24 protein-coding genes are annotated in these 23,889 nt (G+C 65.4%); 13 read left to right on the top strand and 11 right to left on the bottom strand.

The window, feature by feature from the left end; all coding sequences use genetic code 11:
- Positions 1-23 precede the first annotated feature (23 nt).
- The 3 genes from IM784_RS13635 to IM784_RS13625 all read left to right on the top strand — a co-directional run bounded on the left by IM784_RS13635 (position 24) and on the right by IM784_RS13625 (position 3,460).
- Positions 24-896 (top strand): DMT family transporter, encoded by an 873-nt coding sequence (locus tag IM784_RS13635; RefSeq protein ID WP_199555888.1) that lies wholly within the window; start codon positions 24-26, stop codon positions 894-896.
- 123 nt (positions 897-1,019) lie between these two features.
- Entirely contained in the window at positions 1,020-3,068 is a 2,049-nt protein-coding gene (locus IM784_RS13630) for a S9 family peptidase (RefSeq protein ID WP_199555887.1), read from the top strand.
- On the top strand, positions 3,065-3,460 hold the full coding sequence (locus IM784_RS13625; RefSeq protein ID WP_199555886.1) for an acyl-CoA thioesterase: 396 nt from the start codon (positions 3,065-3,067) through the stop codon (positions 3,458-3,460). The genes IM784_RS13630 and IM784_RS13625 overlap by 4 nt, the downstream gene beginning before the upstream one ends.
- On the opposite strand, the gene IM784_RS13620 is transcribed toward IM784_RS13625, so the two are convergent.
- The 3 genes from IM784_RS13620 to IM784_RS13610 are packed head-to-tail and all read right to left on the bottom strand — an operon-like array spanning position 3,457 to position 5,410.
- Positions 3,457-3,912, bottom strand: coding sequence for a hypothetical protein (locus tag IM784_RS13620; protein WP_199555885.1), 456 nt, complete (start codon positions 3,910-3,912; stop codon positions 3,457-3,459). The two genes, IM784_RS13625 and IM784_RS13620, sit on opposite strands and share 4 nt — an antisense overlap.
- Positions 3,909-4,673: a tetratricopeptide repeat protein gene (locus tag IM784_RS13615; RefSeq protein WP_199555884.1), complete on the bottom strand. Its 765-nt coding sequence runs from the start codon at positions 4,671-4,673 to the stop codon at positions 3,909-3,911. The genes IM784_RS13620 and IM784_RS13615 overlap by 4 nt, the downstream gene beginning before the upstream one ends.
- Positions 4,670-5,410: an alpha/beta fold hydrolase gene (locus IM784_RS13610; protein WP_199555883.1), complete on the bottom strand. Its 741-nt coding sequence runs from the start codon at positions 5,408-5,410 to the stop codon at positions 4,670-4,672. Before IM784_RS13610 ends, IM784_RS13615 begins: the two co-directional genes overlap by 4 nt.
- A 63-nt stretch (positions 5,411-5,473) precedes the next feature.
- Between IM784_RS13610 and IM784_RS13605 the strand changes: the two genes are divergently transcribed.
- The 7 genes from IM784_RS13605 (at position 5,474) to IM784_RS13575 (ending at position 10,742) form a co-directional block, all read left to right on the top strand.
- Positions 5,474-5,896 carry a hypothetical protein gene (locus IM784_RS13605; RefSeq protein WP_199555882.1) on the top strand — a complete coding sequence of 141 codons (423 nt, stop codon included), beginning with the start codon at positions 5,474-5,476 and terminating at the stop codon, positions 5,894-5,896.
- A 50-nt stretch (positions 5,897-5,946) separates the two neighbouring features.
- The gene (locus tag IM784_RS13600; protein WP_199555881.1) at positions 5,947-6,573 is read left to right on the top strand and encodes a hypothetical protein; all 627 of its coding nucleotides are present in this window, start codon (positions 5,947-5,949) and stop codon (positions 6,571-6,573) included.
- Positions 6,574-6,587: 14 nt separating this feature from the next.
- The gene (locus IM784_RS13595; RefSeq protein WP_199555880.1) at positions 6,588-6,911 is read left to right on the top strand and encodes a heavy-metal-associated domain-containing protein; all 324 of its coding nucleotides are present in this window, start codon (positions 6,588-6,590) and stop codon (positions 6,909-6,911) included.
- 11 nt (positions 6,912-6,922) lie between these two features.
- Positions 6,923-7,291 carry a hypothetical protein gene (locus IM784_RS13590; protein ID WP_199555879.1) on the top strand — a complete coding sequence of 123 codons (369 nt, stop codon included), beginning with the start codon at positions 6,923-6,925 and terminating at the stop codon, positions 7,289-7,291.
- 7 nt (positions 7,292-7,298) lie between these two features.
- A complete protein-coding gene (gene recQ, locus IM784_RS13585) occupies positions 7,299-9,101 on the top strand; it encodes a DNA helicase RecQ (RefSeq protein WP_199555878.1) in 1,803 nt (600 codons plus the stop codon).
- Positions 9,102-9,152: 51 nt separating this feature from the next.
- Positions 9,153-9,449, top strand: coding sequence for a hypothetical protein (locus IM784_RS13580; protein WP_199555877.1), 297 nt, complete (start codon positions 9,153-9,155; stop codon positions 9,447-9,449).
- A 234-nt stretch (positions 9,450-9,683) separates the two neighbouring features.
- Positions 9,684-10,742, top strand: a complete 1,059-nt coding sequence (locus tag IM784_RS13575; RefSeq protein ID WP_199555876.1) for an alpha/beta fold hydrolase — start codon at positions 9,684-9,686, stop codon at positions 10,740-10,742.
- Here the strand turns inward: IM784_RS13575 and cobT are convergent.
- Genes cobT through IM784_RS13560 form a run of 3 tightly spaced genes read right to left on the bottom strand, consistent with a single transcriptional unit; the run spans position 10,739 to position 13,137 of the window.
- Positions 10,739-12,583, bottom strand: a complete 1,845-nt coding sequence (gene cobT, locus IM784_RS13570) for a cobaltochelatase subunit CobT (RefSeq protein ID WP_199555875.1) — start codon at positions 12,581-12,583, stop codon at positions 10,739-10,741. The genes IM784_RS13575 and cobT overlap by 4 nt on opposite strands.
- 58 nt (positions 12,584-12,641) lie before the next feature.
- On the bottom strand, positions 12,642-12,842 hold the full coding sequence (locus tag IM784_RS13565) for a hypothetical protein (RefSeq protein ID WP_199555874.1): 201 nt from the start codon (positions 12,840-12,842) through the stop codon (positions 12,642-12,644).
- Between the two features lie 34 nt (positions 12,843-12,876).
- A complete protein-coding gene (locus IM784_RS13560; protein ID WP_199555873.1) occupies positions 12,877-13,137 on the bottom strand; it encodes a BolA family protein in 261 nt (86 codons plus the stop codon).
- Positions 13,138-13,286: 149 nt separating this feature from the next.
- Here IM784_RS13560 and IM784_RS13555 point away from each other — a divergent pair, with 149 nt between their 5' ends.
- Positions 13,287-13,760, top strand: coding sequence for a J domain-containing protein (locus IM784_RS13555; RefSeq protein ID WP_235977275.1), 474 nt, complete (start codon positions 13,287-13,289; stop codon positions 13,758-13,760).
- A 59-nt stretch (positions 13,761-13,819) separates the two neighbouring features.
- On the opposite strand, the gene IM784_RS13550 is transcribed toward IM784_RS13555, so the two are convergent.
- From IM784_RS13550 to IM784_RS13535, 4 genes are read right to left on the bottom strand one after another with little or no spacing between them, the layout of a single operon-like run.
- Entirely contained in the window at positions 13,820-14,986 is a 1,167-nt protein-coding gene (locus IM784_RS13550) for a dipeptidase (RefSeq protein WP_199555871.1), read from the bottom strand.
- Between the two features lie 53 nt (positions 14,987-15,039).
- Complete coding sequence (locus tag IM784_RS13545) at positions 15,040-15,255, bottom strand: helix-turn-helix transcriptional regulator (protein WP_199555870.1); 216 nt, start codon at positions 15,253-15,255, stop codon at positions 15,040-15,042.
- Positions 15,252-15,707, bottom strand: coding sequence for a hypothetical protein (locus IM784_RS13540; protein WP_235977266.1), 456 nt, complete (start codon positions 15,705-15,707; stop codon positions 15,252-15,254). The genes IM784_RS13545 and IM784_RS13540 overlap by 4 nt, the downstream gene beginning before the upstream one ends.
- 41 nt (positions 15,708-15,748) lie before the next feature.
- The gene (locus IM784_RS13535; protein ID WP_199555869.1) at positions 15,749-16,900 is read right to left on the bottom strand and encodes an alpha-hydroxy acid oxidase; all 1,152 of its coding nucleotides are present in this window, start codon (positions 16,898-16,900) and stop codon (positions 15,749-15,751) included.
- Between the two features lie 101 nt (positions 16,901-17,001).
- Here IM784_RS13535 and IM784_RS13530 point away from each other — a divergent pair, with 101 nt between their 5' ends.
- Positions 17,002-19,026 (top strand): energy transducer TonB, encoded by a 2,025-nt coding sequence (locus IM784_RS13530; RefSeq protein ID WP_199555868.1) that lies wholly within the window; start codon positions 17,002-17,004, stop codon positions 19,024-19,026.
- Positions 19,027-19,081: 55 nt separating this feature from the next.
- Here IM784_RS13530 and IM784_RS13525 read toward each other — a convergent pair whose 3' ends face one another.
- Positions 19,082-22,507 (bottom strand): autotransporter domain-containing protein, encoded by a 3,426-nt coding sequence (locus IM784_RS13525; protein WP_199555867.1) that lies wholly within the window; start codon positions 22,505-22,507, stop codon positions 19,082-19,084.
- A 358-nt stretch (positions 22,508-22,865) separates the two neighbouring features.
- Between IM784_RS13525 and cobS the strand changes: the two genes are divergently transcribed.
- Positions 22,866-23,867 (top strand): cobaltochelatase subunit CobS, encoded by a 1,002-nt coding sequence (gene cobS / locus IM784_RS13520; protein WP_235977264.1) that lies wholly within the window; start codon positions 22,866-22,868, stop codon positions 23,865-23,867.
- Positions 23,868-23,889 lie beyond the last annotated feature (22 nt).

The raw sequence follows: 23,889 nt of genomic DNA, 5'->3' as shown, positions 1-23,889 counted from the left end.
GCGCCGCCTGCTAGGCGGCGCCCATGGCTTCCGTTTCGGACATGCAGCCGGCTTCGCGCTGGCCCCTTGCCGCTTTGCTGCTGGGATCGGCGCTGCTGGCCTTCGGACCCTTGCTGGTGAGGTTGGCGGATGTTTCGCCGGCGTCTTCGGCATTCTGGCGGATGGCGCTGGCGGCGCCTGTGCTGATCCTGATTGCGGTGTGGCAGCGGCGGGATGGTGGGGGCGTGCCGTTGCGGGCCTTGCCCTGGGCTGCGGGGCTTGCGGCGGGGTTCTTCTTTGCGGCGGATCTTGTCTCGTGGCACTTTGGCATCGTGCGGACGACGAGTGCGAATGCGACGCTGTTTGGCAATTCGACGGCGTTCATGCTGGCGGGCTGGGCGATCCTGGTGCGGGGCGACACGCCGAAGCGCTCGACCTTGCAGGCGCTGGCGCTGGCCGGCGCGGGAACGGCGCTGCTGCTCGGGAATTCGGCGCAGGTTTCTTCGCAGCATCTGGCGGGCGACCTGCTGAGCCTGCTGGCGGCGGCATTCTATACCGGATATATTTTCACGATCATCCGGATGCGCGACCGGCTGCCGACGGTGACGGTGTTGGGGATGACGACGCTGGTTTCGGCCGTGATGCTGCTGCCTGTGGCGCTGCTGGCGCCGGGGAGCTTCTGGCCGGGCAACTGGACCCCGGTGCTGGCGCTGGCACTGACCAGCCAGTTATTGGGGCAAGGGCTGATGACCTATGCGAGCGGCAAGCTGCCGGCGCCGGTGATCGGCATCGGACTGCTGGTGCAGCCGATGGTGTCGGCCGCCGCCGGCTGGGTGGTCCTGAACGAGGCGCTGGGGCCGGTGGAGCTGCTGGGGGCGGCGATGGTGGCGGCGGCGCTGGTTCTGGTGCGTCGCTAGGCGTCTTGCGGGAGCGCATGGCCCTCGCCTAAGACCTTGTGGATGGATCGCCGCACATTTGTCGCCGGCAGCCTTGCTGCTGCCCTGCCCGCCCCTGTTCTTGCTCAAGCCGGAAAGTCCCCGATGAAGCCACCTGTTGCGCGTGTCGACAATTTCGAGTTCACGCGCTTCGGAGTGACGGTGAAGGACCCCTATCGCTGGCTGCGCGACAAGGATTACCCGAAGGTCGATGACCCGGAGATCCTTGGCTATCTGAAGGCGGAGAATGCCTATTTCGAGGATCGGATGCGCGAGCATTCGATGCTGGTGGAAGCACTGTTCGAGCAGCTGAAAGGGCGGATCAAGGAGGACGATGCCTCGGTTCCCTATCCGGACGGCGACTGGCTCTACTGGTGGGCGTTCGAGACGGGCGGGCAGTATCGCAACTGGTATCGCAAGCCACGCGACGGGTCGGGCGATGCGCAGCTGATCCTGTCGGAGCCGAAGCTGGCGGAGGGCAAGGACTATTTCCGCCTGGGATCGTTTGATGTCTCGCCGGATGGAAAGCTGCTCGCCTATTCGACCGACACCAGCGGATCGGAGCGGTTCACGCTGGTGATCCGCGATCTGGCGACTGGCCGCGACCTGGAAACCGTTTCGACGGAATCGCTTGGCGATACGGCGTGGGCTGCCGATTCCCGCAGCCTCGTGTGGACCGAGGCCAATGCCGAGTGGCGCCCGAACAAGGCCTTTCTGCACAGGCTGGGCGAAAAGAAGGACAAGCTCCTCTATGAGGAGAAGGGCGACGGCTGGCGGGTTGGCGTTGGCCGCAGCCAGGACGGGAAGCATATCCTGCTGGGCACCGGGGTGCAGGTGACGACGGAATATTGGCTGCTCGACGCTGCCAACCCGGCGGCGCCGATGCGGCTGGTAAAGAAGCGCAAGGACGGCGTTCGCTATGCCTGCGATGTTTCGGGCGACACGCTCTATGTGCTGGCGAACGACGACCATGTGAATTTCCGCGTGGCGACGGCACCCGTTGCCGATCCCGGAAACTGGAAGACGCTGATCGCCGGGTCCGACGAAGTCTATCTGACCGATATCAAGCCGTTCACCTCCTATCTGGCGGTGGAGGAGCGGGTGGCCGGGCTGGATCAGATCCGCCTGCGCTTTGCCGATGGCAGCGAGCGGCGGGTGCAGTTCCCCGAAGCCAGCTATGCCGCGAGCCTTGGCACCAATGCCGAGCCGGACGCGTCGGAGCTGCGGCTGGCCTATTCGTCGATGGTGACGCCCAATACGGTATTCGACTATCGTGTGGCGAATTCCGAGCTGGTGACACGCAAGGTGCAGCAGATCCCATCGGGCTATGACGCCAGCCAATATGCGACCGAGCGGCTGATGGCGACGGCGCGGGACGGGACAAAGGTGCCGGTCTCCGTCCTCTACAAGAAGGGCTATAAGCGCGACGGCTCGATGCCGCTGCATGTGTATGGCTATGGCGCCTATGGGATTGCCATTCCGCCCAGCTTTTCCTCGGCGCGGCTTTCCATGGTGGACAGGGGCTTTGCCTATGCCATCGCGCATGTGCGCGGCGGCGATGACCTGGGGTATCAATGGTATCTGGATGGCAAGCTGGCGAAGCGCGAGAATGCTTTCCACGACTTCATCGACGTGACGAAGTTCCTGCACACGCAAGGGTTTGGGCGGGCAGGCTTTACCTCGGCGAGCGGCGGGTCGGCCGGGGGCTGGCTGATGGGCGTGGTGGTAAACCAGGCGCCGGAGCTGTGGCGGGCGGTGGTGGCGCATGTGCCGTTCGTGGATATCGTGAACACGATGCTGGACGAGACGCTGCCGCTGACGCCCGGCGAATGGCCGGAATGGGGCGACCCGCGCACCGACGAGGTGGTGTTCAAACGGTTGCTGCATCTGTCGCCCTATGACCAGACTGTCGCGCGCAGCTATCCGGCGATGCTGATCACCGGGGGGCTTTCCGATCCGCGGGTGACCTATTGGGAGCCGGCGAAATGGGCGGCCCGGCTGCGGGCGGTGAAGACCGACGACAATCTGCTGCTGTTGAAGATCAACATGGGTGCCGGGCACGGGGGCAAATCCGGTCGCTTCGACAGCTTGCGCGAAGTGGCTGAGGAATATGCCTTCATCTTCGCGGCTTTCGATGGACTGTTGAAGGCATGAGCGGGAGCTTCCGGATGGCGTTCCGTCCGGAAGCCGCCGACATCGACGAAAACGGGCATGTGAACAACATCGTCTATGTGCGGTGGCTGCAGGTTGTGGCGACGAGCCATTGGTATGCAGTGGCGCCGCCGGAGGATGTGGCGCGCTATTTCTGGGTGATTTCGCGGCACGAGATCGACTATCTGCGCGCCACCCTGCCCGGTGAGGTGGTGGAGGCGGAAACCTGGGGCGAGAATCCGCGCGGGGCGCGCTTTGATCGCTGCACGGTGCTGCGCGGGCCCGACGGGCTGGAGCGGGTGAAGGCGCGGACGACCTGGGTGCTGATGGACCGCGAGCTGGAACGGCCGGCGCGGGTCCCGAAGGCGATGATGGGATTGTTCGAGCGAGGCTAGGCGAGGCTGAGCGTGAGATTTCCGTGCAGTGGCACGGCGTTCCAGCGGGTGGCGAGATCGGCCATCACGGCACGGATCTGCAGGATGTCTGCAGCTTCGACCGGGGCGGCGGGGTGGCCGCGCTCCTCGCAGGCGAGTTGGTAGAGCGCGCGCATTTCGGCGATATTGCCGGTGCCGCCGCTTGACCAGACGTCGGCCTGCATCACGTCTACGAGGCGCTCCACCGGCTCGGCCTCGAGGCTGGCGCCTTCGGTGAAGCCGAGGCCCTCTCCGGCGGCGACACGCCGCAGGAAGCCGGGGGCGTGGAGGACGGATTCGACAGCATGGTGCACCATATCGTGCGGGATCATCCCCTGCCTGGGGCAATCGACCTCAGCGGTACTGCCGTCTGCGCGGGTGATTTGCAGCCGGTCCATCTTGCCGGGTAGTCTGGTGAAGACGAGATGAATCACGGCTTGTTTTCGGCGAGCGCCTTGGCTGCCAGTTCCGCTGCCGGGCTGCCGGGGGCGGATTTCACCGTCATCTCCCACAGTTTGCGGGCGTTGGCTTCGTCCTTGTTGGCGGCGGCGACATTGCCCTGCTCGAAGAGGATGTCCGGATTGGCGGAATCGAGCGTGGAGGCGCGGGCGATGTCGGTGCTGGCGCGGCCGATGTCGCCCTGCCGGCGGGCGAGTGCTGCCGAGAGCATCCAGGCTACGGGATCGAACTTGTTCAGCTGCAGCGCCTTGTCGAGGTCGGCGCGGGCGGCGACGAAATCGCGCATGTCGGTGTAGGTACGGGCGCGGTCGAGAAGGATATTGGCGGTTCGTTGCGGGGCGAATTCGCCGGCGGATTTCAGCGCCGTGGTGAAATAGCCGACCGCCCCCATGTTGTCGCCGGCGAGGAAGGCGGCGTTGCCGGCCTGGCTCCAGAAATCGGCGGCGAGGGGGGATTTTTCCACCTCTGCCTGCTGCGCTGCCTTCGATAGCGTGCTGGCGGCCGCAGTGAACTGTTGCTGCTGCATCAGCGCGAGCGCCTGGCAGTGGCGCGCAGGGAGGCCGCCGCCCATGCCCTGCCATTCAATCGCGAACTGCTCGGCCTTTTTTGCGTCCGTCGGGATGGCGCGGACGCAGCCGTCGTAGCGCTTGCGATCGAGCGACGGGTCGTAGGTGCCTGCCGTCTGGGCGAGGGCCGGGGCCGCAAGGAGGGCGAGGAGGAGGATGGCGCGCTTCATGGGAGGAGGCTCTCGATGCTGCGCTGGAGGAGCGCGAGGTCTGCGGGGGAAGACAGGCGATGATCGCCGCCTTTTACGAGGGTGAGTTGAACGTCGGCTGACGTCAGGCTCTTCATCAGCTGGATGGAAATATCCCAGGGGACGGCGTCATCCTCGTCTCCGTGCAGGAGGCGGACCGGGCAGTCCAACGGGATCGGGCGGCCCAGCAGGCAGGCTTCGGCGGCATCTTCTATGAGGGTGCGGCTGTAGCGGTAGCCTTCGTCGGAATAGGCCGAGGGGCGGAGCGTGAAGCCCTGGTGGGCGAGGCGCTCGACATCGTCGGCGCTGAGCGCGAGGCCCCAGCGGGTGAAATCGGGCGCAGGGGCAATGCCGACGAGGGCGTGGATGCGCGACGGCTCCGCGAGCGCGAGGTGCAGCATGATCCAGCCGCCCATGGAGGAACCGACGGGCAGAAGCGGGCCGGGAGCGAGGGCGTCGGCTACGGCCTTTGCATCGGCTGCCCAGCGGCGGATGGAGCCGTTGTCGAACTCGCCTTCGGAGGCGCCGCAGCCGCTGTAATCGAGGAGCAGGCATGGGCGGCCGGTGTCTGCCGCCCATTGCAGCAGGTGTTGCGCCTTGGTGCCCGACATGTCCGACATGTAGCCGGGGAGGAAGAGGATGGTGGGGCCGCTGCCGGGCTGGAAACGGGCGGCGAGCCTTATGCCGTCCCCGCGATCGATCATCTGCACGTCTGCCATGCGGATGGTTTAGGCGGTCGGCGCGAATTGCGCGAGGGTTGCAATTGCAGTAGTGGCGGCAGCATGTGGCGGCGCGCGTTTCTTTCCCTGTTGGCGGTGCTGGGTGTCCTTGCTTCGAGCCTGCATGCGCCTGCGATGGCGGTGACGACGATGCCCGTGCGGGTGCAATCGGCGCCGGTTTCGGCGATTCCTTCCGAACACGCCTGCCCCGAGATGGCTGCAAAGGCGGCGGCGGCGAAGCAGGTGAAGCCGACCTCGCCTGCCAGGCCGGAAAAGCTGGGGCTGGCGGCTGCCAAGGCGCCGCAGAAATCGGATTGCTGTGGCGATGGCTGTGACAACGCCTGTTCGCCCGTGGCTGCTTTCTTCGCGGCCGCTCCCCAGCGTGTGCTGAGCTTCCTGCGCTCTGTGGTTGAGGCGGAAGCTGTTGCGAAAGCGCCAGCACGCCGGATTGACGGTAGCGAGCGACCTCCAAGACCCGACGCCTGAACTGAAGCCCGGCGCTGGCCGGGATTGTTCAAGCTGTTGAGGATTTTCCGATGCGATTTTTAACGGCGGCGCTGTGCGCCGTCCTTGCTGCCGCACCTGCGGTGGCGCGTCCCGTTTCCTATCCGGGGGGCGTGACGCTGATGCAGGAGCTGGACCCGATGATGGGCTCCGCGCTGCTGCACTATACCCCCGATCGCCACTATTCGGTGGGAGGGCGATACCTGCGATTGCGGGAGGCGGAGGCCAATCTCGCGGGGGGGCAAGTCACCTGGCTGGCCCGGCGCTGGAACATGCCTTCCGCGCAGGCGAACGTCTATGTGACAGGGATGGCCGGCGGTGCCTGGCGTGACGGCGAGACTGCCCGACCGGGTGGGTTCGTGGAAGCGCAGGCGGATTGGGAAAACCGGCGCGTGATGCTGATGGGCATGGCGCGGCTGACCCATGCCGACAATCTGGGCACTTCGGACATGCAGATGGCCCGCATCGGCTGGGCGCCCTACGCGGGCGACTATGGCGATGCGCACCTGTGGCTGTTTGCGCAAGTGATGCGCGACAGCGCGATGCAGGACGAGGTGCAGCCGGCGATCGTGGGGCGCATCCTTTACCGCACCATTCTTGTCGAGGCCGGCGTCACCGACCGTGGCGGGCTGATCCTCAATTCCGTGTTCCGATTTTGAAAGGGCGTATTCCCATGAAAACAATGTTTATTGCGCTGCTGCTGGTTGCTGCCCCCTTGGCGGCAGCCCCCACCCCGGAAGCCGTGACCGTGAAGGTGAACGGGCTGGTCTGCGATTTCTGTGCGCGCTCCATCGAGGCGATGATGAAGAAACGTCCGGATGTGTCGGGGGTGCATGTCGATCTGGACAAGGGCGAGGTGCATCTGGCGCTGAAGGCCAATGCGACGCTGGATGATCCGACGTTGAAGAAGCTGATTACCGATAGCGGTTATGCCGTGACGGGCATCGAGAGGAGGGCTTCCCCTGCAGGCCGCGAATTCCAGGCGCGGCCACAATGAGGGCGTTGGGGATGCGCGACACGCTCGCGCCAACGCTCAGCCTGTTCGCCTCTGCCTCGACGCTGCTGTGTTGCGCCTTGCCGGCGTTGCTGGTGACGTTGGGGCTGGGGGCGAGCCTTGCCGGGCTTGTGTCTGCGGCGCCATGGCTGGTGGCGCTGAGCAAGTACAAGATCTGGCTGTTTGCCGGATCGGGGCTGATGCTGCTGTTTGCCGGGTGGATGACCTGGAAGGCGCGGTCGCTGCCCTGCCCTGTCGATCCGGCGGCGGCGCGGGCCTGCAGGCGGCTGAGGGCGTTTTCGGCGGGGGTGATCGGGATTTCTGCCGCAATCTGGGCGGTGGGCTTCTTCTTTGCCTTTCTGGCCGCCGATCTGTTGCTATGACCCACCGATGATTCGGGAACCCCTTGAAGCCCTGCACTCCATTTTCGGCTTCGAGGGGTTTCGCGGGCCCCAGGAGCAAGTGATCGGTGATGTGATGGCGGCCCGCGATGTGGCGCTGGTCATGCCGACCGGAGCGGGGAAATCGCTCTGCTATCAGATACCGGCGATCTGCCGGCCGGGTTGCGGAATCGTGGTATCGCCGCTGATCGCGCTGATGGCGGATCAGGTGCGGGCGCTGACGCTGGCGGGCGTGAAGGCGGCGGCGCTGAACAGCCAGTCCGAGGATGCCGGCGAGACCATGCGGGCCTTCCGGGCGGGGGAACTGGATCTGCTGTATGTGGCGCCGGAACGAGCGGCGATGCCGGGGTTTCGCGATCTGGTGCAGCAGGCGCGGGTGAGCCTGGTCGCCATCGACGAAGCGCATTGCGTGAGCCAGTGGGGGCATGACTTCCGCCCGGACTATCGACGGCTGAAGGCGCTGGCGGACCTGTTGCCGGGGGTCCCGCGGCTGGCGCTGACGGCGACGGCGGACGCGATGACGCGCGCCGATCTCTGCGAGCAGCTGGGGATTTCGCCCGAGCGGCTGGTGGTGGCGGGCTTTGACCGGCCGAACATCCAGTATCGCGCCGAGGCGAAGAACCGGCCTTCGGAGCAGCTGGCGGCGTTTGTGCGGGCGCAGGGGGACGTGCCGGGAATCGTCTATTGCCAGACGCGCAACGGGGCCGAGCAGGCGGCAGCGACCTTGAAGGCTGCCGGCGTTAAAAGCTGGGTTTATCATGCGGGATTGTCGCCCGAGGAGCGGCAATCCGGGCAGAAGGCCTTCCAGCGGGCCGAAGCGGGGACGATGTGCGCGACGGTTGCCTTCGGGATGGGGATCGACAAGCCGGACATCCGCTTCGTGGTGCACATGGGGCTGCCGAAGTCGATCGAGGCCTATTATCAGGAGACGGGACGGGCCGGGCGCGACGGCGGGCCGAGCGTGGCGATGCTGTTCTGGGGGCCGCAGGATGTGACGCTGGCGCGGCAACGGATCGTTGACGGCGAGGCGGATGAGGCAAGGAAGAGCCATGAGCTGGCGCAGCTGAAGAAGCTTTCGGGATGGGCGGAGACGCTGGGCTGCCGGCGGGTGCCGTTGCTGACGCACTTTGGCGAAGAAGATCCAAAGCCTTGCGGAAATTGTGACAATTGCCTGGAAGCGCCGCTGACGGTCGATGTGACGGAGGCGGCGCGCAAGCTGCTGTCTGCCGTCTATCGGACCGGGCAGATGTTTGGTTTGCAGCATGTGGCGAAGGTGCTGCGCGGCGAGCCGGACGATAAGGTGGCGCGGTTCGGGCATGACAAGCTGAGCGTTTTCGGCATCGGCAAGGAGCTGGTGGAGGCGCAGTGGCTGCGGCTGGGGCGGACGCTGGAGGCGTCGCACGGGCTGGAGCGCGATGCGGATCATGGTCCAGGCAGGATGGGGGGCGTGAAGCTGGGGCCGGAAGCGCGGGCGATCCTGAAGGGCGAAGTGACGGTGGCGGTGCGCGAGAGCGACTGGAAGCCGAAGCCGCGCAGCCGGGGCAAGGGCGCGGCGCCAGTGGAGCTGCCGGGCGAGGACGCCGGGCTGTTCGAGCTGCTGCGGGCGTGGCGGCGGCGGCAGGCGGAAGCCGAGGATGTGCCAGCGTTTGTGGTGCTGCACGACAGCGCGCTGAGGTCTATCGCGGCGCGGCGGCCGGAAACCCGGGCGGAGCTGCGGGCGGTGCCGGGGATAGGAGAGGCAAAGATGGAGCGGTTTGGCGATGCCATCCTGGAGGTGGTGCGGACAGCCTGAGGGAACCTGAGGGTGAATTTCTGGTTTGGAATGGCGAAAGGAATGTTTCTCATGCGTATTGCTGCAGTGCTGGCCGTTGTTTCGATGGCGATTGTCGCGCCTACCGTTCCGGCGGTGGCGAAGAAGAAGGACCAGACCCAGTGGGTCTATGACGGCCATGCCTATGACAGCTATGAGCAGTGCAAGAAGGCCAAGGACAAGTCCAAGGCGCGCGGTGCGGTCGTTGGGGCTGCAAGCGCCGGCACTGTTGCGGCGATCGCTGGCGGGAGTTTGGGTGAGACGGCGCTGGTAGCTGGTGCCGGGGCGCTGACTGGGGCGGTGATCGGGAAGAATGCGAAGAAGTGCTGAAGCCAAAGGCGGCTGCGATTAGCGCGAAGCGCTAACTCGCAGACTCGCCGCAGGCGCGGCCGGCTGAGCGGGCGATCTCTATTGCCCGCCAGTCCGACGGCGCAGGCTTTGCCTGCGCTTTTTTCTTTTGCTTTTAACCTCCCCTGCCCCCCGGCTTTTCCTTATCTCTCCCTTCCCCAAACCTGACGGACTCGCGGGCTTTGCCCGCGGCCACCGCACGCGCACATTCCGTGCATGATCCACCACCGCCAGATCCCGAACATCAACGGCCTCGACATGCATGTCCTGGAGGCCGGCGACCCTGCCAACCCGGCGGTTCTGCTGCTGCACGGCTTCCCGGAACTGGCCTATAGCTGGCGCAAGATCATCCCCCGGCTGGCGAATGCCGGATACCATGTGATCGCGCCGGACCAGCGCGGTTACGGCCGGACCACCGGCGAGGATCGGAGCAGGCTGGAGCAGTTCCGCATCCTGAACATCGTGCGCGATGCCATGGGGCTGGTTTCGGCTCTGGGGCGCGATCATGTGGCCGCCGTGGTGGGGCATGATTTCGGCTCTCCGGTGGCAGGCTGGGCGGCGATGGCGCGGCCGGATATCTTCCGATCTTGCGTGTTGATGAGCGCGCCGTTTCCGGGTGCGCCTCCCTTCCCTTTTCCGCCTGTGCGCGGCGGCGGTGATTTTCATGCCGGGCTGGAGGCGTTGGGGCGCAAACATTATCAGTGGTATTATTCGACCGATGCGGCGGCTGCGGAAATGGATGCGCCGAAGCAGGGCATGGCGGCGTTCCTGAGGGCCTATTATCATGTGAAGAGCGCCGACTGGGCGGAGAACCGGCCCTATCCGTTGGCGGGATGGTCAGCCGACGAACTGGCGAAGCTGCCGGACTATTATGTGATGCCGCGGGAGTTGGGGATGACGGAGACGGTGGCGCCGTTTCTGCCTGAAACTGTGCCGGGCTGGCTGAGCGAGGCCGAGCTCGAATACTATACGGGCGCCTATATGCGCACCGGCTTTGGCGGCGGGCTGCTCTGGTATCGGGCGATTACATCGGGGCGGTTTGCGGCGGATTTCGAGCTGTTTGCCGGGCGGCGGATCGAGGTGCCGACGATGTTCCTGGCTGGCGCGAGCGACTGGGGGATCCATCAGAATCCAGGTGCCTATGAGGCTATGGCGGTGCGGGCGTCAGCCGATTGGCGCGGCAGCCATCTGCTGCCGGGGGCCGGGCATTGGGTGCAGCAGGAGCAGCCCGAGGCTGTGGCCGCGCTGTTGCTGGAGTTTTTGAAGGGGCTTTAGCGGCCGCCCTTCTTGTCCTCGTCGAACAGCGCGGCGAGCTGGTCGACGATAGCTCCGCCGAGCTGCTCGGCATCCATGATGGTGACAGCGCGCTGGTAGTAGCGGGTGACATCGTGGCCGATGCCGATGGCGATGAGTTCGACCGGGCTTTTGGTTTCGATCCAGCTGATGACCTGCCGCAGGTGGCGCTCCAGATAATTGCCGCTGTTGACCGAAAGCGTGCTGTCGTCGACCGGGGCGCCGTCGGAGATGACCATCAGGATGCGGCGGTCTTCGGGACGGGCGATCAGGCGGTTGTGCGCCCAGAGCAGGGCTTCGCCATCGATATTTTCCTTCAGCAGCCCCTCGCGCATCATCAGGCCCAGATTGCGGCGGGCGCGGCGCCAGGGGGCGTCGGCCTGCTTGTAGATGATGTGGCGCAGATCGTTGAGGCGTCCGGGCTTGGCGGGACGGCCCTGCGCCAGCCATTTTTCACGGCTCTGGCCACCCTTCCAGGCTCGGGTGGTGAAGCCGAGGATTTCAGTCTTCACGGCGCAGCGCTCCAGCGTGCGGGCGAGGATGTCGGCGGAGATTGCGGCGATGGAGATCGGGCGGCCGCGCATGGAGCCCGAGTTGTCGATCAGCAGCGTGACGACGGTGTCGCGGAAATCGGTGTCGCGCTCGATCTTGTAGGAAAGCGCATGGTCGGGCTGCACGACGACGCGGGTGAGGCGGGCGGGATCGAGGATGCCCTCCTCCTGGTCGAAATCCCAGCTGCGGTTCTGCTGCGCCATCAACCGCCGTTGCAGGCGGTTGGCGAGCTTGGTGACTGCTCCTTGCAGGGTGACGAGCTGCTGATCGAGATAGCCGCGCAGCCGCGTGAGTTCCTCGGCTTCGCAGAGATCTTCTGCGGTGACGACTTCGTCGAATTCGGTCGTCCACGGCTTGTAGGAGAAGTCGGGCGGCAGCTTGCTGTCGGGCAGGTTCGGGCGCCACGGCATCATGCCGTCTTCGCCTTCGTCGCCAAGTTCCGCGTCGGAGGTGGTTTCCCCCTCCATCTCCATTTCCTGTGCCTCGCCTTCGGACTCGCCGCCTTCCTGTTCCTCGGAGCGGGTTTCGACCGACTGCTGCGCCTGGGCGGATTGGGCGTCGTCGTCGCCTTCCTCGTCGCCCTGGGATTCGTCTTCGTTTTCCTCGGCCTCGTCGGATTGTTCGTCTTCGGAGGGGGAGTCCGGATCGTCGGCGAGGCCGAGATCGTGGAGGACGCGGACGAAGGCTTCGGCGAAGGCGGCCTGATCGTCCTGCGCATTGGCCAGCGCGTCGAGGTGGCCGGCGGCTGCTTCCTCCATGCGTTCGCGGACCATGGAGACGCCGCCCGCCGCGCTGTCGGGGATGGGCTGGCCGGTGAGGCGCTGGCGGACGATAAGGCCCATGGCGGTTGCCAGCGGCACTTCATCCGGGGTGCGGGCACGGGCGATGGCATCCGATTTCATGCGCGTGTCGAGCATGCGCTGCAGGTTGAGGGCGACGCCGGCCATGTCGCGGCCGCCGATCGCCTCCACGCGGGCCTGTTCGGCGGCGTTCAGCATTTCGCGCGGCAGTCCGGGGCCGACATGGACGGCGGCGTGGGCGCGCGGATCGTGCAGACGGCGGCGCAGCGCGAAACTGTCTGCCCAGCCGCGGGCTTCGGCCGCCTGTTCGGGGGTGAGGCTGCGCGAGGGCTGGGGAACGCGGGCCTGATCGCCGTGGCAGGCCGGGCGGTCTGCGGTGTAGCTGAGCTCGAATTCCGGGCGCCTGCCGAGCGCGCGCATGCCGGCGACAAGGGCCTGGCGGAAATCCTCGAGACGATCAGGTTCGGGCATGGCAAGGCTTTAGCCGGGAAACATGCCCGCTTGGAAGCCTCCCAAAATCACCCCGGCGCTATCTGTAGGGCAGATATCCCAGCAGATAGGCGGCGGCGAATGCCAGAACCGCAAGCGCGATGCCGATGCCAAGTACCCATCGCATCGCGCCGATCTCCACGGCGCCGCGAACCTTCACGGCCTGGGTGGTGTTTTCCAGCGCCTCTTGCGGAGTTTCCACATCTGGAGCCAGCGGATGGATATCTGATGCCTTGCTCATATGTCAGCAACGGGGACCAGGGGAAATTGTTCCGTCAGGCGCCCGCCTTGATCGCGAGCGCGTGGATACGGTTTTCCAGAAGGTCGGCGAGTGCCCGGTTTACGGCTCGCTGGCGTTCCACGCGGTTCATGGTGGCAAACAGGGCGCACTCGATCTCGACGGTGAAGTGGCTTTCGCCGCTGCCATCATCGCCCATATGGCCGGCGTGTTTGGCGCTGTCGTTGGTGACGACCAGCTTTGTCGGGCTGAAATTCTCGCGCAGCCTCAGTTCGATTTCGTCCTGCACTTCGCCCATCTTCGGCTCCCAATCCTGTGTTGGCCCCCTATATGCGGTGTTTTGCGGGCGATGAAAGGGAAGCGGTGAAGGCGAAGGGGGGTGCTTATCCGGGAAATCGGGCCTGTGCGCACCCGGGTTGCACCGAGCCGGGGGATTATCGTGCACCATTGAACCGGCCGGGCCGTTCGGCAGGGGAGCCGCCGGAGTGGCAATATTTCTGCCTGGAGCATGTGCGCGCCTTCAATGCCGGCTGGAACTGGTTTGACGGCATGAGCGAGGACGAGATCTGGCAGGCGCAGTCGCCCTTCCCCACCTGGGACCGGGAGACGCGCGCCTTTGCGCACAATGCGATGGCCGGTGACGAACGGGTGGAGGACACGCTGGGGGTGTTGCGCTGGAAGACGGCGAATGCCGCGCGGCCGGCCAGCCGGCTGTCGCGCGAGGACCGGCAGGCGCTGGCGAAGCTGGGGCTTCCGGAAACCGCGACCTTGAAGGAGATAAAGTCCAAGTTCCGCCAGCTTGCCCGCCGCTATCACCCGGATGCGAACGAGGGCAGCCGGGAGCATGAGGCCCGCTTCCAGGCGCTGGCCGAAGCGCTTGCGCATCTGGAAACGAGCCCCGCCTTCAAGCCGTCTGCCTAGGCCGTGAACCCGGGTTACCTGGCGCGGGCGGTGCGGCGGGGAGCCGAGGCAAAGGGGGGCTATAGCGGCTGGATACCGGCGCGCAGCACGCGCAGCGCATTTTCGCCCATGACGGCGTGGATTTCTTGCTGGGTGAAGCCTTCGTCCAGCAGGGCCTGGGTGATCTGTTCGAGGTGGCTGGTGTCGAAGCGCACGGTGGTGGCGCCGTCGTAATCGCTGCCCAGTGCGACGTGCTGGATGCCGACGAGGTCGCGGACGTGCTTCATCGATCTGGCGGCGATGCGCGGGTCTGTGCCGCACAGGGCGCCGTCCCAATAGCCGATGCCGATCAAGCCTCCTGTGCGGGCTACGCCGCGGATTTCGTCGTCGGAGAGGTTGCGGTTGGTCTTGCAGATGGCCTGCACGCCGCCATGGCTGGAGACGACGGGACGGCGGGCGATGGCGATGACTTCGGCGAGTGCCTTGTGCGAGATGTGGGCGACGTCGACGAGCATGCCCTTGTCTTCCATGCGGCGGATGACCTGCCGACCCAGCGGAGTGAGGCCGCCCTTGTCGACGCCGTGCATGGAGCCGGAGAGCTCGTTGTCGAAGAAGTGGGTGAGGCCGGCCATGCGGAAGCCGGCGTCGTAGAGCTTGTCGAGATTCTCGATGCGGCCTTCGAGGTTTTGCAGGCCTTCGATGGTGAGCATCGCGCCCACGGGAAGGCTGTTGCCATTGCGTCTGGCGAGAAGTGAATCGAGGGAGGTTGCATCCTGCACCTTCAGCAGGCGGTCGTTGGAGTTCGCGACGGCGCGATCGAGCTTTTCGGCGTGGTAGAGCGAGCGTTCGGTGAGGGAGAACCAGGTGCGCGGCGGTTGCAGCTGGGCGATGACGAGCGGGGTGATGTTGTCGGTTTCGCCGGTGTTGCCGTCATAGTTCTGGCCGCGCGGGGATTTGGTGACGCTGGAGAGCAGCTGCAGGGTGACGTTGCCCTGCTGCAGGCGCGGCAGGTCCTCGTGGCCGCGGTCGGCGCGCTTCAGGATGTCGCGCTTCCACATGAGGGTGTCTGAGTGGAGATCGACGATGCGCAGCGTCTTGTGCAGCGCCTTTGCCTCGGCGGAGACGGGGAGGAGCGGCTTTCCGTCGATCTTATTGGTGCGGGATTCGAGGATGCCGGGCGCAAAGGCGAAAAAGGCGACGATGGCGAGGCCGATCAGGCCGAGTATTGCCCAGAGCCATTTGCGCATTCTTCTCTCCCCGGTTCGTTTTGCCGGAGGTTAGAGTGCGCCCCTGCCCTCGCCTAGCCCTCCCAGCCGAAGATGTCCTCGACTCCGACGCCGAACAGGCGAGCGATGCGGAAGGCGGTTTCGAGGCTGGGGGAATAGGCGCCCTGCTCTATTGCGATGATGGTGTGGCGGGTGACGCCGACTTTCTCACCGAGTTCGGCCTGCGTCATGCCATCCGCGAGCAGGCGATAGAAGCGGACGCGGTTGCTGATGGGGGGGCGCCTGGTCATCCGTGGCCGCGGCGGAAGTAGACGATCTGCAGCGCATATTCGGCGACGGTGGAGATGAGCAGGCTGAGCAGGATGATGTGGAACAGCGTGTCACCGCTGCGGTGGACGAGATAATGGAACAGGGCCGAGATGCAGCCGGCGCCGAGGACGAGGCCGGACAGGTGGCTGGCGCGGGTGAGGAGCTGCCGCTCGCGCTCGTCGGCGGGGGCGTTGGCCTCCCGGGGGCTGGAGCCGGCGAGGATCGACTGGATGACGATGGAGCCGATGATGCTGAACAATGTGACCGCCATCAGCGGGCCGGCTGGCGGCGGCGCGACGCCGGAGCGCCAGTTGAGCGGCTGGGTGGCGCCGATGAACCAGATGGTGATGGCAAGGAAGAGCAGGCCCATTCCCCAGGCGGATTTTTCGCGGAACGGCATGGCGAGACTCCAGATGTCGAATATCTTCGACATCTGGTAAACTGAATTCTACATGATGTCAAATATCTTCGACATCATCGATACCGTAGCTTGCTCCGGTCCAGCTGGTCGACGCGCGTCACCCCCATCAGTTTCATGTCGCGCTCGATCTCTGCCTGTAGGCGGGTGAGGATGCGGCGGACCCCGGGTTCGCCGGCTGCTGCCAGCGCATAGAGGTAGAGGCGGCCCCCGGAGCAGGCTGTGGCGCCGGCGGCGAGTGCCTTCAGGACGTGGGTGCCGCGCTGGATGCCGCCGTCGCAGATGATCTCGATCCGGCCGCCCACCGCATCGGCGAGTTCGGCGATCTGGTCGAAGGGGGCGCGGCTGCCGTCCAGCTGGCGGCCGCCGTGGTTGGAGACCATGATGGCGGTGGCGCCGATGTCTATCGCGCGCCTGGCGTCCTCCACGCTCATCACGCCCTTCAGGCAGAAGGGCTTGTCGCCCCAGTTCTTGCGGATGGCGTCGGCGCGCTTCCAATCCAGCGTCTGATCGAGCATCTGGGTGAAATAGTCCGCCACCGACATGGATTTGCTGCTGCCTTCGGCCAGATATCCTTCGAGATTGGGGAGGCTGAAGCGTTCGCGGAACAGGTAGTTCAGCGCCCAGCCGGGCTTGGTCGCATATTCCCAGACGCTGGACGCAGTGAAGCGCGGCGGGCTGGTGAAACCGGTGTTCAGGCAGCGCTCGCGGTTGCCGCCGACGATGGTATCGACGGTGAGGGTCAGGCAATCGAAGCCGGAGGCTTTCGCACGTTCCACGAGGCTGGTGTTGAGCCCCTCGTCCTTGTGGACATAGAGCTGCAGCATCTTGGGGCCGTTCACCGTGGCGCCGATATCCTCGAGGCTGACGGTGGAGAGGCTGGAGACGCCGAAATAGGTGCCGAAGGCGGAGGCGGCGCGGCCGACGGCGCGCTCGCCCTGCCAGTGGAACAGACGCTGCAGCGCCGTGGGGCTGAGGAACAGCGGCATGGCGAGTTTCCGGCCGAGCACGGTGACCGACATGTCGATTTCCGAGACGCCGGCGAGCACGTTGGGGACGAGATCCACATCATCGAAGGCGCTGGTGTTGCGGCCCTTGGTCAGTTCGTCGTCGGCAGCGCCATCGATATAGTGGAAGACCGGACCGGGCAGCTTCTTGCGGGCAAGGCGGCGGAAATCCTGGACATTGTTGCAATCGGCTAGGCGCATGATCGCTGCTTAATGCGGCGTGGCAGAAAGCGGAACCCCGTCACTTGGCGGTGTTGCCGCGAATGGATAGTGTGCACGCGAGAGTTCGAGGGGGATATTGGTTGCGTACTCTATCGATTTGGGCGCCGCTGGCGCTGTTGTTGGCCGGGCCGGTTGCGGCGCAGACGGTTCAGCAGGATTTCGACGCGGCGCAGAAGGCTCTGGACGAGCAGGACGTCGTGGCAGCACGCGCGAAGTTCGAGGCGCTGCTGAAGCGGATGAAGGCCAGCAAGAGCCGATCGGTGGGGGTTGTGAAATCCCGGCTGGGTTCGACGCTGGTGATGGATGGCGAGCAGGAAGCTGCGATTCCGTTGCTGACCGAGGCGATTGCAATCTTTGATACCGGAACGCCGGCCGACGTAATCGAGCAGGCGGATGCGCTGAGCAACCGGGCCCGCGCGCATGAAGCGCTGGGGCAGTTCAAGGATGCCGCTGCCGACTATGGTGCGGCACTGAATCTGCTGAAGCCGGAGCATGGGAGCCGGCAGGACATCGTACTGCGTACCGGGATGGCGCGGGCGCTGATCTGGACCGATCCGGGCAAGGCCCGGCGCGAGCTGGATGGCTTGATTGCCTTGCCGGCAGATACATGGGGCAAGGACAGGAAGACGCTGGCGTTGCTGAATTCCCTGCGCGCCCGCGTGGACCTGAACGATGGCCGCCCTGCCGATGCGATGCCGTTTTTGCGCAAGGCCATGGAGCTGGCCGGCGGCAGCAAGACCCTGAAGGTCGATGTTACCGACATACGCGTCCGGGCGGATGCCGCCATCGCCGCCCATCTGCTGGGGTTGTCGGCCCTGCATCAGGAACTTGTTGCCTATTCGGGGGGTGGCAGCCTGGTGACGCAGGGCCTGTCGTCGGCGCGCTGGATGGAGCTGCCTTCGTGCGGGACGGGAACCGGCCTGGACCCGAACGATGTTGCAGTAGTGGAGTTCGCCATCAACAACGACGGTCGCGTTCGCGCCGCCACCCCGATCTATGTGAAGCGGGCCGATGGCAAGCGGCCGGACGGCCTGGGCGCCGGCCCGGAAACGCAGTTCGTGCAGGCCGCCCGCAGCTGGTACTGGCAGCCGGAAAATCTTGCCAAGGTGGAACCCTTCTGGAGGCAGTCGCTGCGCGTGGAGGTGCGCTGTTCCAACGCGCGGTCGAATTCGGATCCGATTCAGGACAGCCTGCAGACCGAACATGGCGAGGCATGGGCGCGGCTGCAGCTGCGGCCGATGCCGCCGGGTGCCCAGGCGGATACCAGCGCACTGCCGCAGGAAAAGGCCGAGCTGGCGGCACGCGAAAAGGCCGACGGGGTGGAAAGCCCGCAGCTGCTGGTGCCCTTGAGCCGGTTGGGCGCCAATCAGGCCGCGCCCCCTGCCGAGCGCGCAGGCTGGACGGAACGCGCCCTTGCCTTGCTGCACAAGGCCGGGGCGGATCCGTTTCTGATGGCAGTCATGAACTATCGGCTGGTGCGCATCCGGGCAGAGCAAGGGAAGGACAGCGACAAGGCGCTGCGGGAAGGGCTTGCCCGGCTGACGGCGCAGGAAGCGGCTGCGCGACCCGATGCCCGCATGACTCAATTCCTGCGTCTGGAGCTGGCGGAGGCCCTGCAGGAAGATCGAACGCCGCAGGAGGCGGAGAAGGTGCTCGACGCGATTGTGGCAACGCCGGAGGAGAAACTCGGGCGCGTGGATCCGATCCGCACGGCCGCGCTGTTGCGCCTGTCGAACATTGCCGCGGCACGAAAGGACCTGAATGCGGCGGCGGCCGCCCTTGCCGCGACCGGCCTCAGCCCCGAACAATGTGCGCTGGTGGACGTGCAGCCGACGATCCAGAACCGTCAGGTGAGCGCCAGCATCTTTCCGCAGGATGCCCGGCGCTGGGGGTCCGGCGGCTTGACCAAGGTGGAGTTTGACATCGGCACGGACGGCAAACCCAGAAACGCCCGGACAGTGATGGCTGCCCCGCCGTTCGTGTTTGGACCGGCAACGGAGAAAGGCGCGCTTCAGCTTCGCTATCAGCCCGTGTTCCGCCCCGGAAACGATGTGGGCTGCAGTGCCATGACGCAGAATTTCCGCTTCCAGGTGGCCCAGAACTGACGTGCGAAGGCCGGCGGGATTGCTCCCGCCGGCCCCCTTTAGCCCGGAGATCGAGCTAGAAGCGGAAAGCTACAGCCGCGCGGATGCCGTGATCCGAGGCGCCGTTGCCTGCCTGGCCGCTGTAGCCGACGTCGATGTCGATGTTGGTGCCGATCTTGCCTGTCAGCGCCAGGCTCATGGCGGCGACGTCCTTGGCGATCGGGGCGCCATAGATGTCGAACGCGGGGCCGGAGGCGAAGCCGAGCGAAACCGGGGTGCTCTTGTCTCCGCCGGCGAGGTGGCGCCAGCCGAGCGAACCGGAGAGGCCGAGGCCGCCGCTGCCGAAGCCGACGTTGAAGCGGCTGCCCAGCTGGGTGAGCCAATAGTTGGTGGAATTGGCGCCGAGACCCTGAAGAGCAGCGCTTCCGCCGCGCTCGCTGAAGTCGCCGCCCTCCAGCTTGATATAGGCGAGCTGGAAGAAGGGCTCCAGCCCGATGCCGCCGGCCTGAATCTTGTAGCCGGCATCACCGAACAGCTGGAACAGGTTGCTGTTGTACTTGGCGGTGAGGGTGTCCGAGAAGCCGGTGAAGCCCGGCGTGCGCACCGTCTTCACATCGCGCCACATATAGGCGAGGCCGCCGCGCATGGTGAACCCGAGCGCGTTGAAGCCGACATAGCCGCCGAGCTGGGTATCGGCGGTGTCGGCCTTGGAGTTGCGGTCCGACACCTTGATCTTGGCTTCGCCATAGCCCGCCAATGCGCCGAGGATGAGGCCGCTGTCGTTCACCATTTCGCCGCCGATGAAGAAGCCGCCGATATCGCGCTTTACATCCGCTGCGTTGCCGTCGCCGTCGAAGGTGCCCCAGCTTCCATAGGCGTGGAAGAACAGGCCCTTGCCCGGCGTCGGCGAGCCCACGGTACGGTTGATCATGGCTTCGCGGATGAAGCGGCTGTCTTCCAGCGTGGCACCGCGCAGCGACGCGTGGATTTCGCCGGAGACCTGATCGAACGCATATTGGGCGCTGGCGTTGTCGGGCAGATAGGCGATTGCCGTGTACATGGCGCCGTTGCCGGCGTTGTCGGCGCCGCTCGCCGCATGGATCTGGTTCACCGTGTTACCCGCCGATGCAAAGCTGCGGGTACGCGCAACGTTCAGATAGGCGTTGGTGGCGTCATAGGAGGCAGTCAGGCCGATGAAGGCCGAGACCCCGGTGGCGCCGGTGATCGTGGTATAGGTGCCGGTGAGCCCGCCATCTGCCGACAGGATCGTATAGCGGGTGCCGAGCACATAGCGGGGGCTATCCAGCTTCACGACGTTGACGCTGGAGCCGGCCGCCAGCGTGGCCGTTCCGGTGGCGTGGATGAGGTCGGACTGGCCGAGCGAGTTCAGTTCCACCTCATAGACCGAGCCGGCTGCCTGTTCGTAGTTGCCGGCGACTTCCAGCGTGCCGATGGAGGCGCCGGGAAGCACCATGCCGCCCGATTGCAGGACAACGCCGCCAACCGTGCCGGTGCCCGACAGGCGGGCGCCAGACGCGACGGTGACGATGGAGCTGGCAAGCGTGCCGGTGACGTGCAGGCCGCCTGCATTGACCCAGGTGCCTCCGGTGAGGCCGTTGGTGCCCTCGATCGTCAGCCGCCCCGCTCCTTGTTTCATCAGGACGCCGCTGCCGTTGATGCCGGCGCCGAAGCTGGCGTCGGTTGCCTGATCGAACACCAGCGTGGCGTTGTTGGCGATGGCGCCGGTGCCAAAGCTGGTGGTGTTGCCGACCAGCGTGCCGGCGGAAACCGTGGTGCCGCCGGAATAGGTGTTGACGCCGTTCAGATAGAGGGTGCCCTTGCCTGACTTAGTGAGGCCATCTTCACCGGTAAGGACGTTGTTGACGGTGGCGATGAAGCCGGCGGTCGCATCGTCGTCGGTGCCGACTTGCAGGGTGGGTGCATCGCCCACCATGGCGACGGAATCCCCGTTGATCACATAGCCGCTTACGAGGAAGCGGGCGCCGGCGGCCGAGATCGGGCCATCGACGTCGTCGATAGTGACCGTGCCGGGCGTGACCGAGAAGATCACGTTGGCCGGCTCCAGCGGCAGGCTGTTGTTGGTGACGCCGTTGTCGACGGTGAGGTTGGGGCTGTTCCTGGTGAGAATGCCGTCGCCGCCGTCGACCGTGCCATTGAAGGTGCGTCCGAGCCCGTCGCCATCCCAATAGACATCGGTGGTGGGGGAAGGCGGCGGTGGAGGCGGGGTTTCCGGATCGGGCGAGGCTCCCGGCGCGAAGGCGGCGCCACCGAAGGTGAAGTAGCTGTCATAGCTGTCGAAGCCCGAAAGCAGCAGCTGGAACTTGGTTTCTGCCGAAATCGTGAACGGGCCGGTCGTGCCTGACACGTCGATGTTGCCATAGCTGTAGATGGTGGAGCCGAGCGCGTTGAAGAGCGTGGCATCGGCGACCGTGCCGTCGATCGTCAGCGTTGGAAGCGAGGAGGTCTCGATGATGATGCTGACGAAGTCGGTCGGGAAATCGGCGACGCCCGAGGGCGTTGCGAAGACATAGCTGGAAAGCCACTGGTCGGCGCCGGGGACGATGGTCATCGCCGGGTCGGTGTTGGCATTGGCCTGGCCCTGGCCGATCAGATACTGGGCCACCAGCACCTTCTTAGAGGCATCGACCTGCAGCCCGCCGGAAACGCGACCTTCGTAGAATTCGCCGGCATTCAGCGTGGCAACGGTGGTGCCGTTCAGCTTCACGTCGGTTGCATCTTCGGTGGCGACGATGCGCATGACGTTGCCGAGCGTGCCTGTGCGGGGCGTCTGCGCGACAAGATAGGTGGTGGAGAGCTGATCGACCGACGGCATCTGCTCGACGATGTGATCGCAGGCGCCGACACCAGTGGGGACGTTCGTGCACTGGTTGCCCGAGAAGACCGCAATCGGCTTGTCTGAGTCGATCATGCTGCCGGTCAGCTGCAGCGAGGCATCATACATATAGGTCTGGCCGGCGTTCAGCGTGACGTTGAACTCGGCGCCGCCCTTTGGCTTGAAGGTGACGGTGGTGTTGTCCTGAGTCGCCTGCACCGACATCTGGTCGGGGTAGATATTCTGGTAGCCGGCGACGACATATTTGGTACCCAGGCGTTCACCGTCGATCAGGTAGGTCATGTCGGTGGTGGCGGTCTGGCGGCTGAGGAAATAGCCGCTGACCGCTGCGGAAGAGGTGACCTTGTAGCCGAGGTCTTGGACGGTATCGGGATCGAGTTCATCGGCGTTCGGCAGGGTTATGGTGGCGAAGCCTTCGGCGCCGAGATCGAACGCCTCGCTGAAGCCACCCGGATTGGTGACGGTACCGGTGGAATTGGCCGGGCCGAACACGAACAGCTGTCGTTGGCCGCCGCCCGAATAGTTCGGGTTCATCTGGAAATAGAGCGTGTTGGCGGAAGCCTGGCCGGCAAAAGCGAGTGCCGTAGCCATGGCGAGCGATGCCGCCGTGATGCGAAGCTTGTTCATGTTAACCCCTCTTGTCATTCTGAAAATGCACACGAGCGGACGGGCGCCCCCTGTGGACGACCGGCCGGATGCCCTTCACTCAACGCAAACCGATCAGCCTGAACGGGCGGCGCTGGCGCAGGGGTGCAACCCTCCCGCAGGCTCTTTTCGCCGACCGTTCGGCAAACGGGGCTCTCCCCCGTTCCCAACACCATACTGACGCAAGAACTGTGCCACAAACTGGCAACGCGCTCTTGGATATATACGACAGATTTCGCACTTGCGGAACAGAAAGCTGCGGCAAACCTGCCGCAACCGGGAGGCTGGCGGCGCATCAATCCACTTGCGATTTCGGCCCCCCGGGGGCAACGGACAAGGCATGAGCTCGCTGAACCTTGCCGCCGATACGGAACGCCACGCGCCCACGAAGATGGCTGCGCCCGATACCTTCGTCGATGCCCGCGAGGTGTTCGGCGTGGATATCGACATGCAGGTGCCGGCGTTCAGCGTCGCCGACGAGCGGGTGCCGGACCTTGATCCGACCTATGTGTTCGATCCAGACACGACGCTGGCGATCCTGGCCGGCTTTGCCTTCAACCGGCGGGTGATGATCCAGGGTTATCACGGCACTGGCAAATCGACCCACATCGAGCAGGTGGCGGCGCGGCTGAACTGGCCGTGCATCCGCATCAACCTGGACAGCCACATCAGCCGCATCGACCTGGTGGGCAAGGATGCGATCGTGCTGCGCGATGGCAAGCAGGTGACGGAGTTCCGCGAGGGGCTGCTGCCCTGGGCGCTGCAGACCCCCACCGCGCTCGTGTTCGACGAATATGACGCCGGCCGACCGGATGTGATGTTCGTGATCCAGCGCGTGCTGGAAGTGGAAGGCAAGCTGACGCTGCTGGACCAGAACCGGGTGATCCGGCCCAACCCCTGGTTCCGTCTGTTTGCGACCGCCAACACGGTCGGTCTGGGCGACACGTCGGGCCTGTATCACGGCACGCAGCAGATCAACCAGGGCCAGATGGACCGCTGGAACGTGGTGGTAACCCTGAACTATCTGCCGGCCGAGACGGAGACGAACATCGTTTCCGCCAAGGTGCCCGGAGCTGACCCGAAGACCGTCGCCAACATGGTGAAGGTGGCGGACATGACCCGGCAGGGCTTCATCGCCGGAGACATCTCTACGGTGATGAGCCCGCGGACGGTGATCACCTGGGCGCAGAATGCCGACATCTTCAAGAATGTCGGCTTTGCTTTCCGCGCGAGCTTCCTGAACCGCTGCGACGAAGCGGAGCGGGGGATCGTGGCGGAATATTACCAGCGGGTGTTTGGCGAGGATCTGCCGGAATCGGTGGTCAGCCGGGCGCGGAAGTAGCTTCCACCGCAAGCCCTGCCGG

This window comes from Sandaracinobacteroides hominis, assembly GCF_016464365.1.
Classification (GTDB): Bacteria; Pseudomonadota; Alphaproteobacteria; order Sphingomonadales; family Sphingomonadaceae; genus Sandaracinobacteroides; species Sandaracinobacteroides hominis.
This window is presented reverse-complemented; position numbering and strand designations above follow the sequence as displayed.

What these genes read in the sequence shown, in the direction of transcription:
- IM784_RS13600 (WP_199555881.1), top strand. Translation starts at nt 5,947, where the DNA reads ATGCGATTTTTAACGGCGGCGCTGTGCGCCGTCCTTGCTGCCGCACCT.
- IM784_RS13525 (WP_199555867.1), bottom strand. Translation starts at nt 22,507, where the DNA reads ATGAACAAGCTTCGCATCACGGCGGCATCGCTCGCCATGGCTACGGCA.
- IM784_RS13605 (WP_199555882.1), top strand. Translation starts at nt 5,474, where the DNA reads ATGTGGCGGCGCGCGTTTCTTTCCCTGTTGGCGGTGCTGGGTGTCCTT.
- IM784_RS13535 (WP_199555869.1), bottom strand. Translation starts at nt 16,900, where the DNA reads ATGCGCCTAGCCGATTGCAACAATGTCCAGGATTTCCGCCGCCTTGCC.
- IM784_RS13610 (WP_199555883.1), bottom strand. Translation starts at nt 5,410, where the DNA reads ATGGCAGACGTGCAGATGATCGATCGCGGGGACGGCATAAGGCTCGCC.
- IM784_RS13540 (WP_235977266.1), bottom strand. Translation starts at nt 15,707, where the DNA reads ATGTCGAAGATATTCGACATCTGGAGTCTCGCCATGCCGTTCCGCGAA.
- cobT (WP_199555875.1), bottom strand. Translation starts at nt 12,583, where the DNA reads ATGCCCGAACCTGATCGTCTCGAGGATTTCCGCCAGGCCCTTGTCGCC.
- IM784_RS13545 (WP_199555870.1), bottom strand. Translation starts at nt 15,255, where the DNA reads ATGACCAGGCGCCCCCCCATCAGCAACCGCGTCCGCTTCTATCGCCTG.
- IM784_RS13590 (WP_199555879.1), top strand. Translation starts at nt 6,923, where the DNA reads ATGCGCGACACGCTCGCGCCAACGCTCAGCCTGTTCGCCTCTGCCTCG.
- IM784_RS13550 (WP_199555871.1), bottom strand. Translation starts at nt 14,986, where the DNA reads ATGCGCAAATGGCTCTGGGCAATACTCGGCCTGATCGGCCTCGCCATC.
- IM784_RS13625 (WP_199555886.1), top strand. Translation starts at nt 3,065, where the DNA reads ATGAGCGGGAGCTTCCGGATGGCGTTCCGTCCGGAAGCCGCCGACATC.
- IM784_RS13575 (WP_199555876.1), top strand. Translation starts at nt 9,684, where the DNA reads ATGATCCACCACCGCCAGATCCCGAACATCAACGGCCTCGACATGCAT.
- IM784_RS13595 (WP_199555880.1), top strand. Translation starts at nt 6,588, where the DNA reads ATGAAAACAATGTTTATTGCGCTGCTGCTGGTTGCTGCCCCCTTGGCG.
- IM784_RS13615 (WP_199555884.1), bottom strand. Translation starts at nt 4,673, where the DNA reads ATGAAGCGCGCCATCCTCCTCCTCGCCCTCCTTGCGGCCCCGGCCCTC.
- IM784_RS13565 (WP_199555874.1), bottom strand. Translation starts at nt 12,842, where the DNA reads ATGAGCAAGGCATCAGATATCCATCCGCTGGCTCCAGATGTGGAAACT.
- IM784_RS13580 (WP_199555877.1), top strand. Translation starts at nt 9,153, where the DNA reads ATGCGTATTGCTGCAGTGCTGGCCGTTGTTTCGATGGCGATTGTCGCG.
- cobS (WP_235977264.1), top strand. Translation starts at nt 22,866, where the DNA reads ATGAGCTCGCTGAACCTTGCCGCCGATACGGAACGCCACGCGCCCACG.
- IM784_RS13630 (WP_199555887.1), top strand. Translation starts at nt 1,020, where the DNA reads ATGAAGCCACCTGTTGCGCGTGTCGACAATTTCGAGTTCACGCGCTTC.
- recQ (WP_199555878.1), top strand. Translation starts at nt 7,299, where the DNA reads ATGATTCGGGAACCCCTTGAAGCCCTGCACTCCATTTTCGGCTTCGAG.
- IM784_RS13560 (WP_199555873.1), bottom strand. Translation starts at nt 13,137, where the DNA reads ATGGGCGAAGTGCAGGACGAAATCGAACTGAGGCTGCGCGAGAATTTC.
- IM784_RS13635 (WP_199555888.1), top strand. Translation starts at nt 24, where the DNA reads ATGGCTTCCGTTTCGGACATGCAGCCGGCTTCGCGCTGGCCCCTTGCC.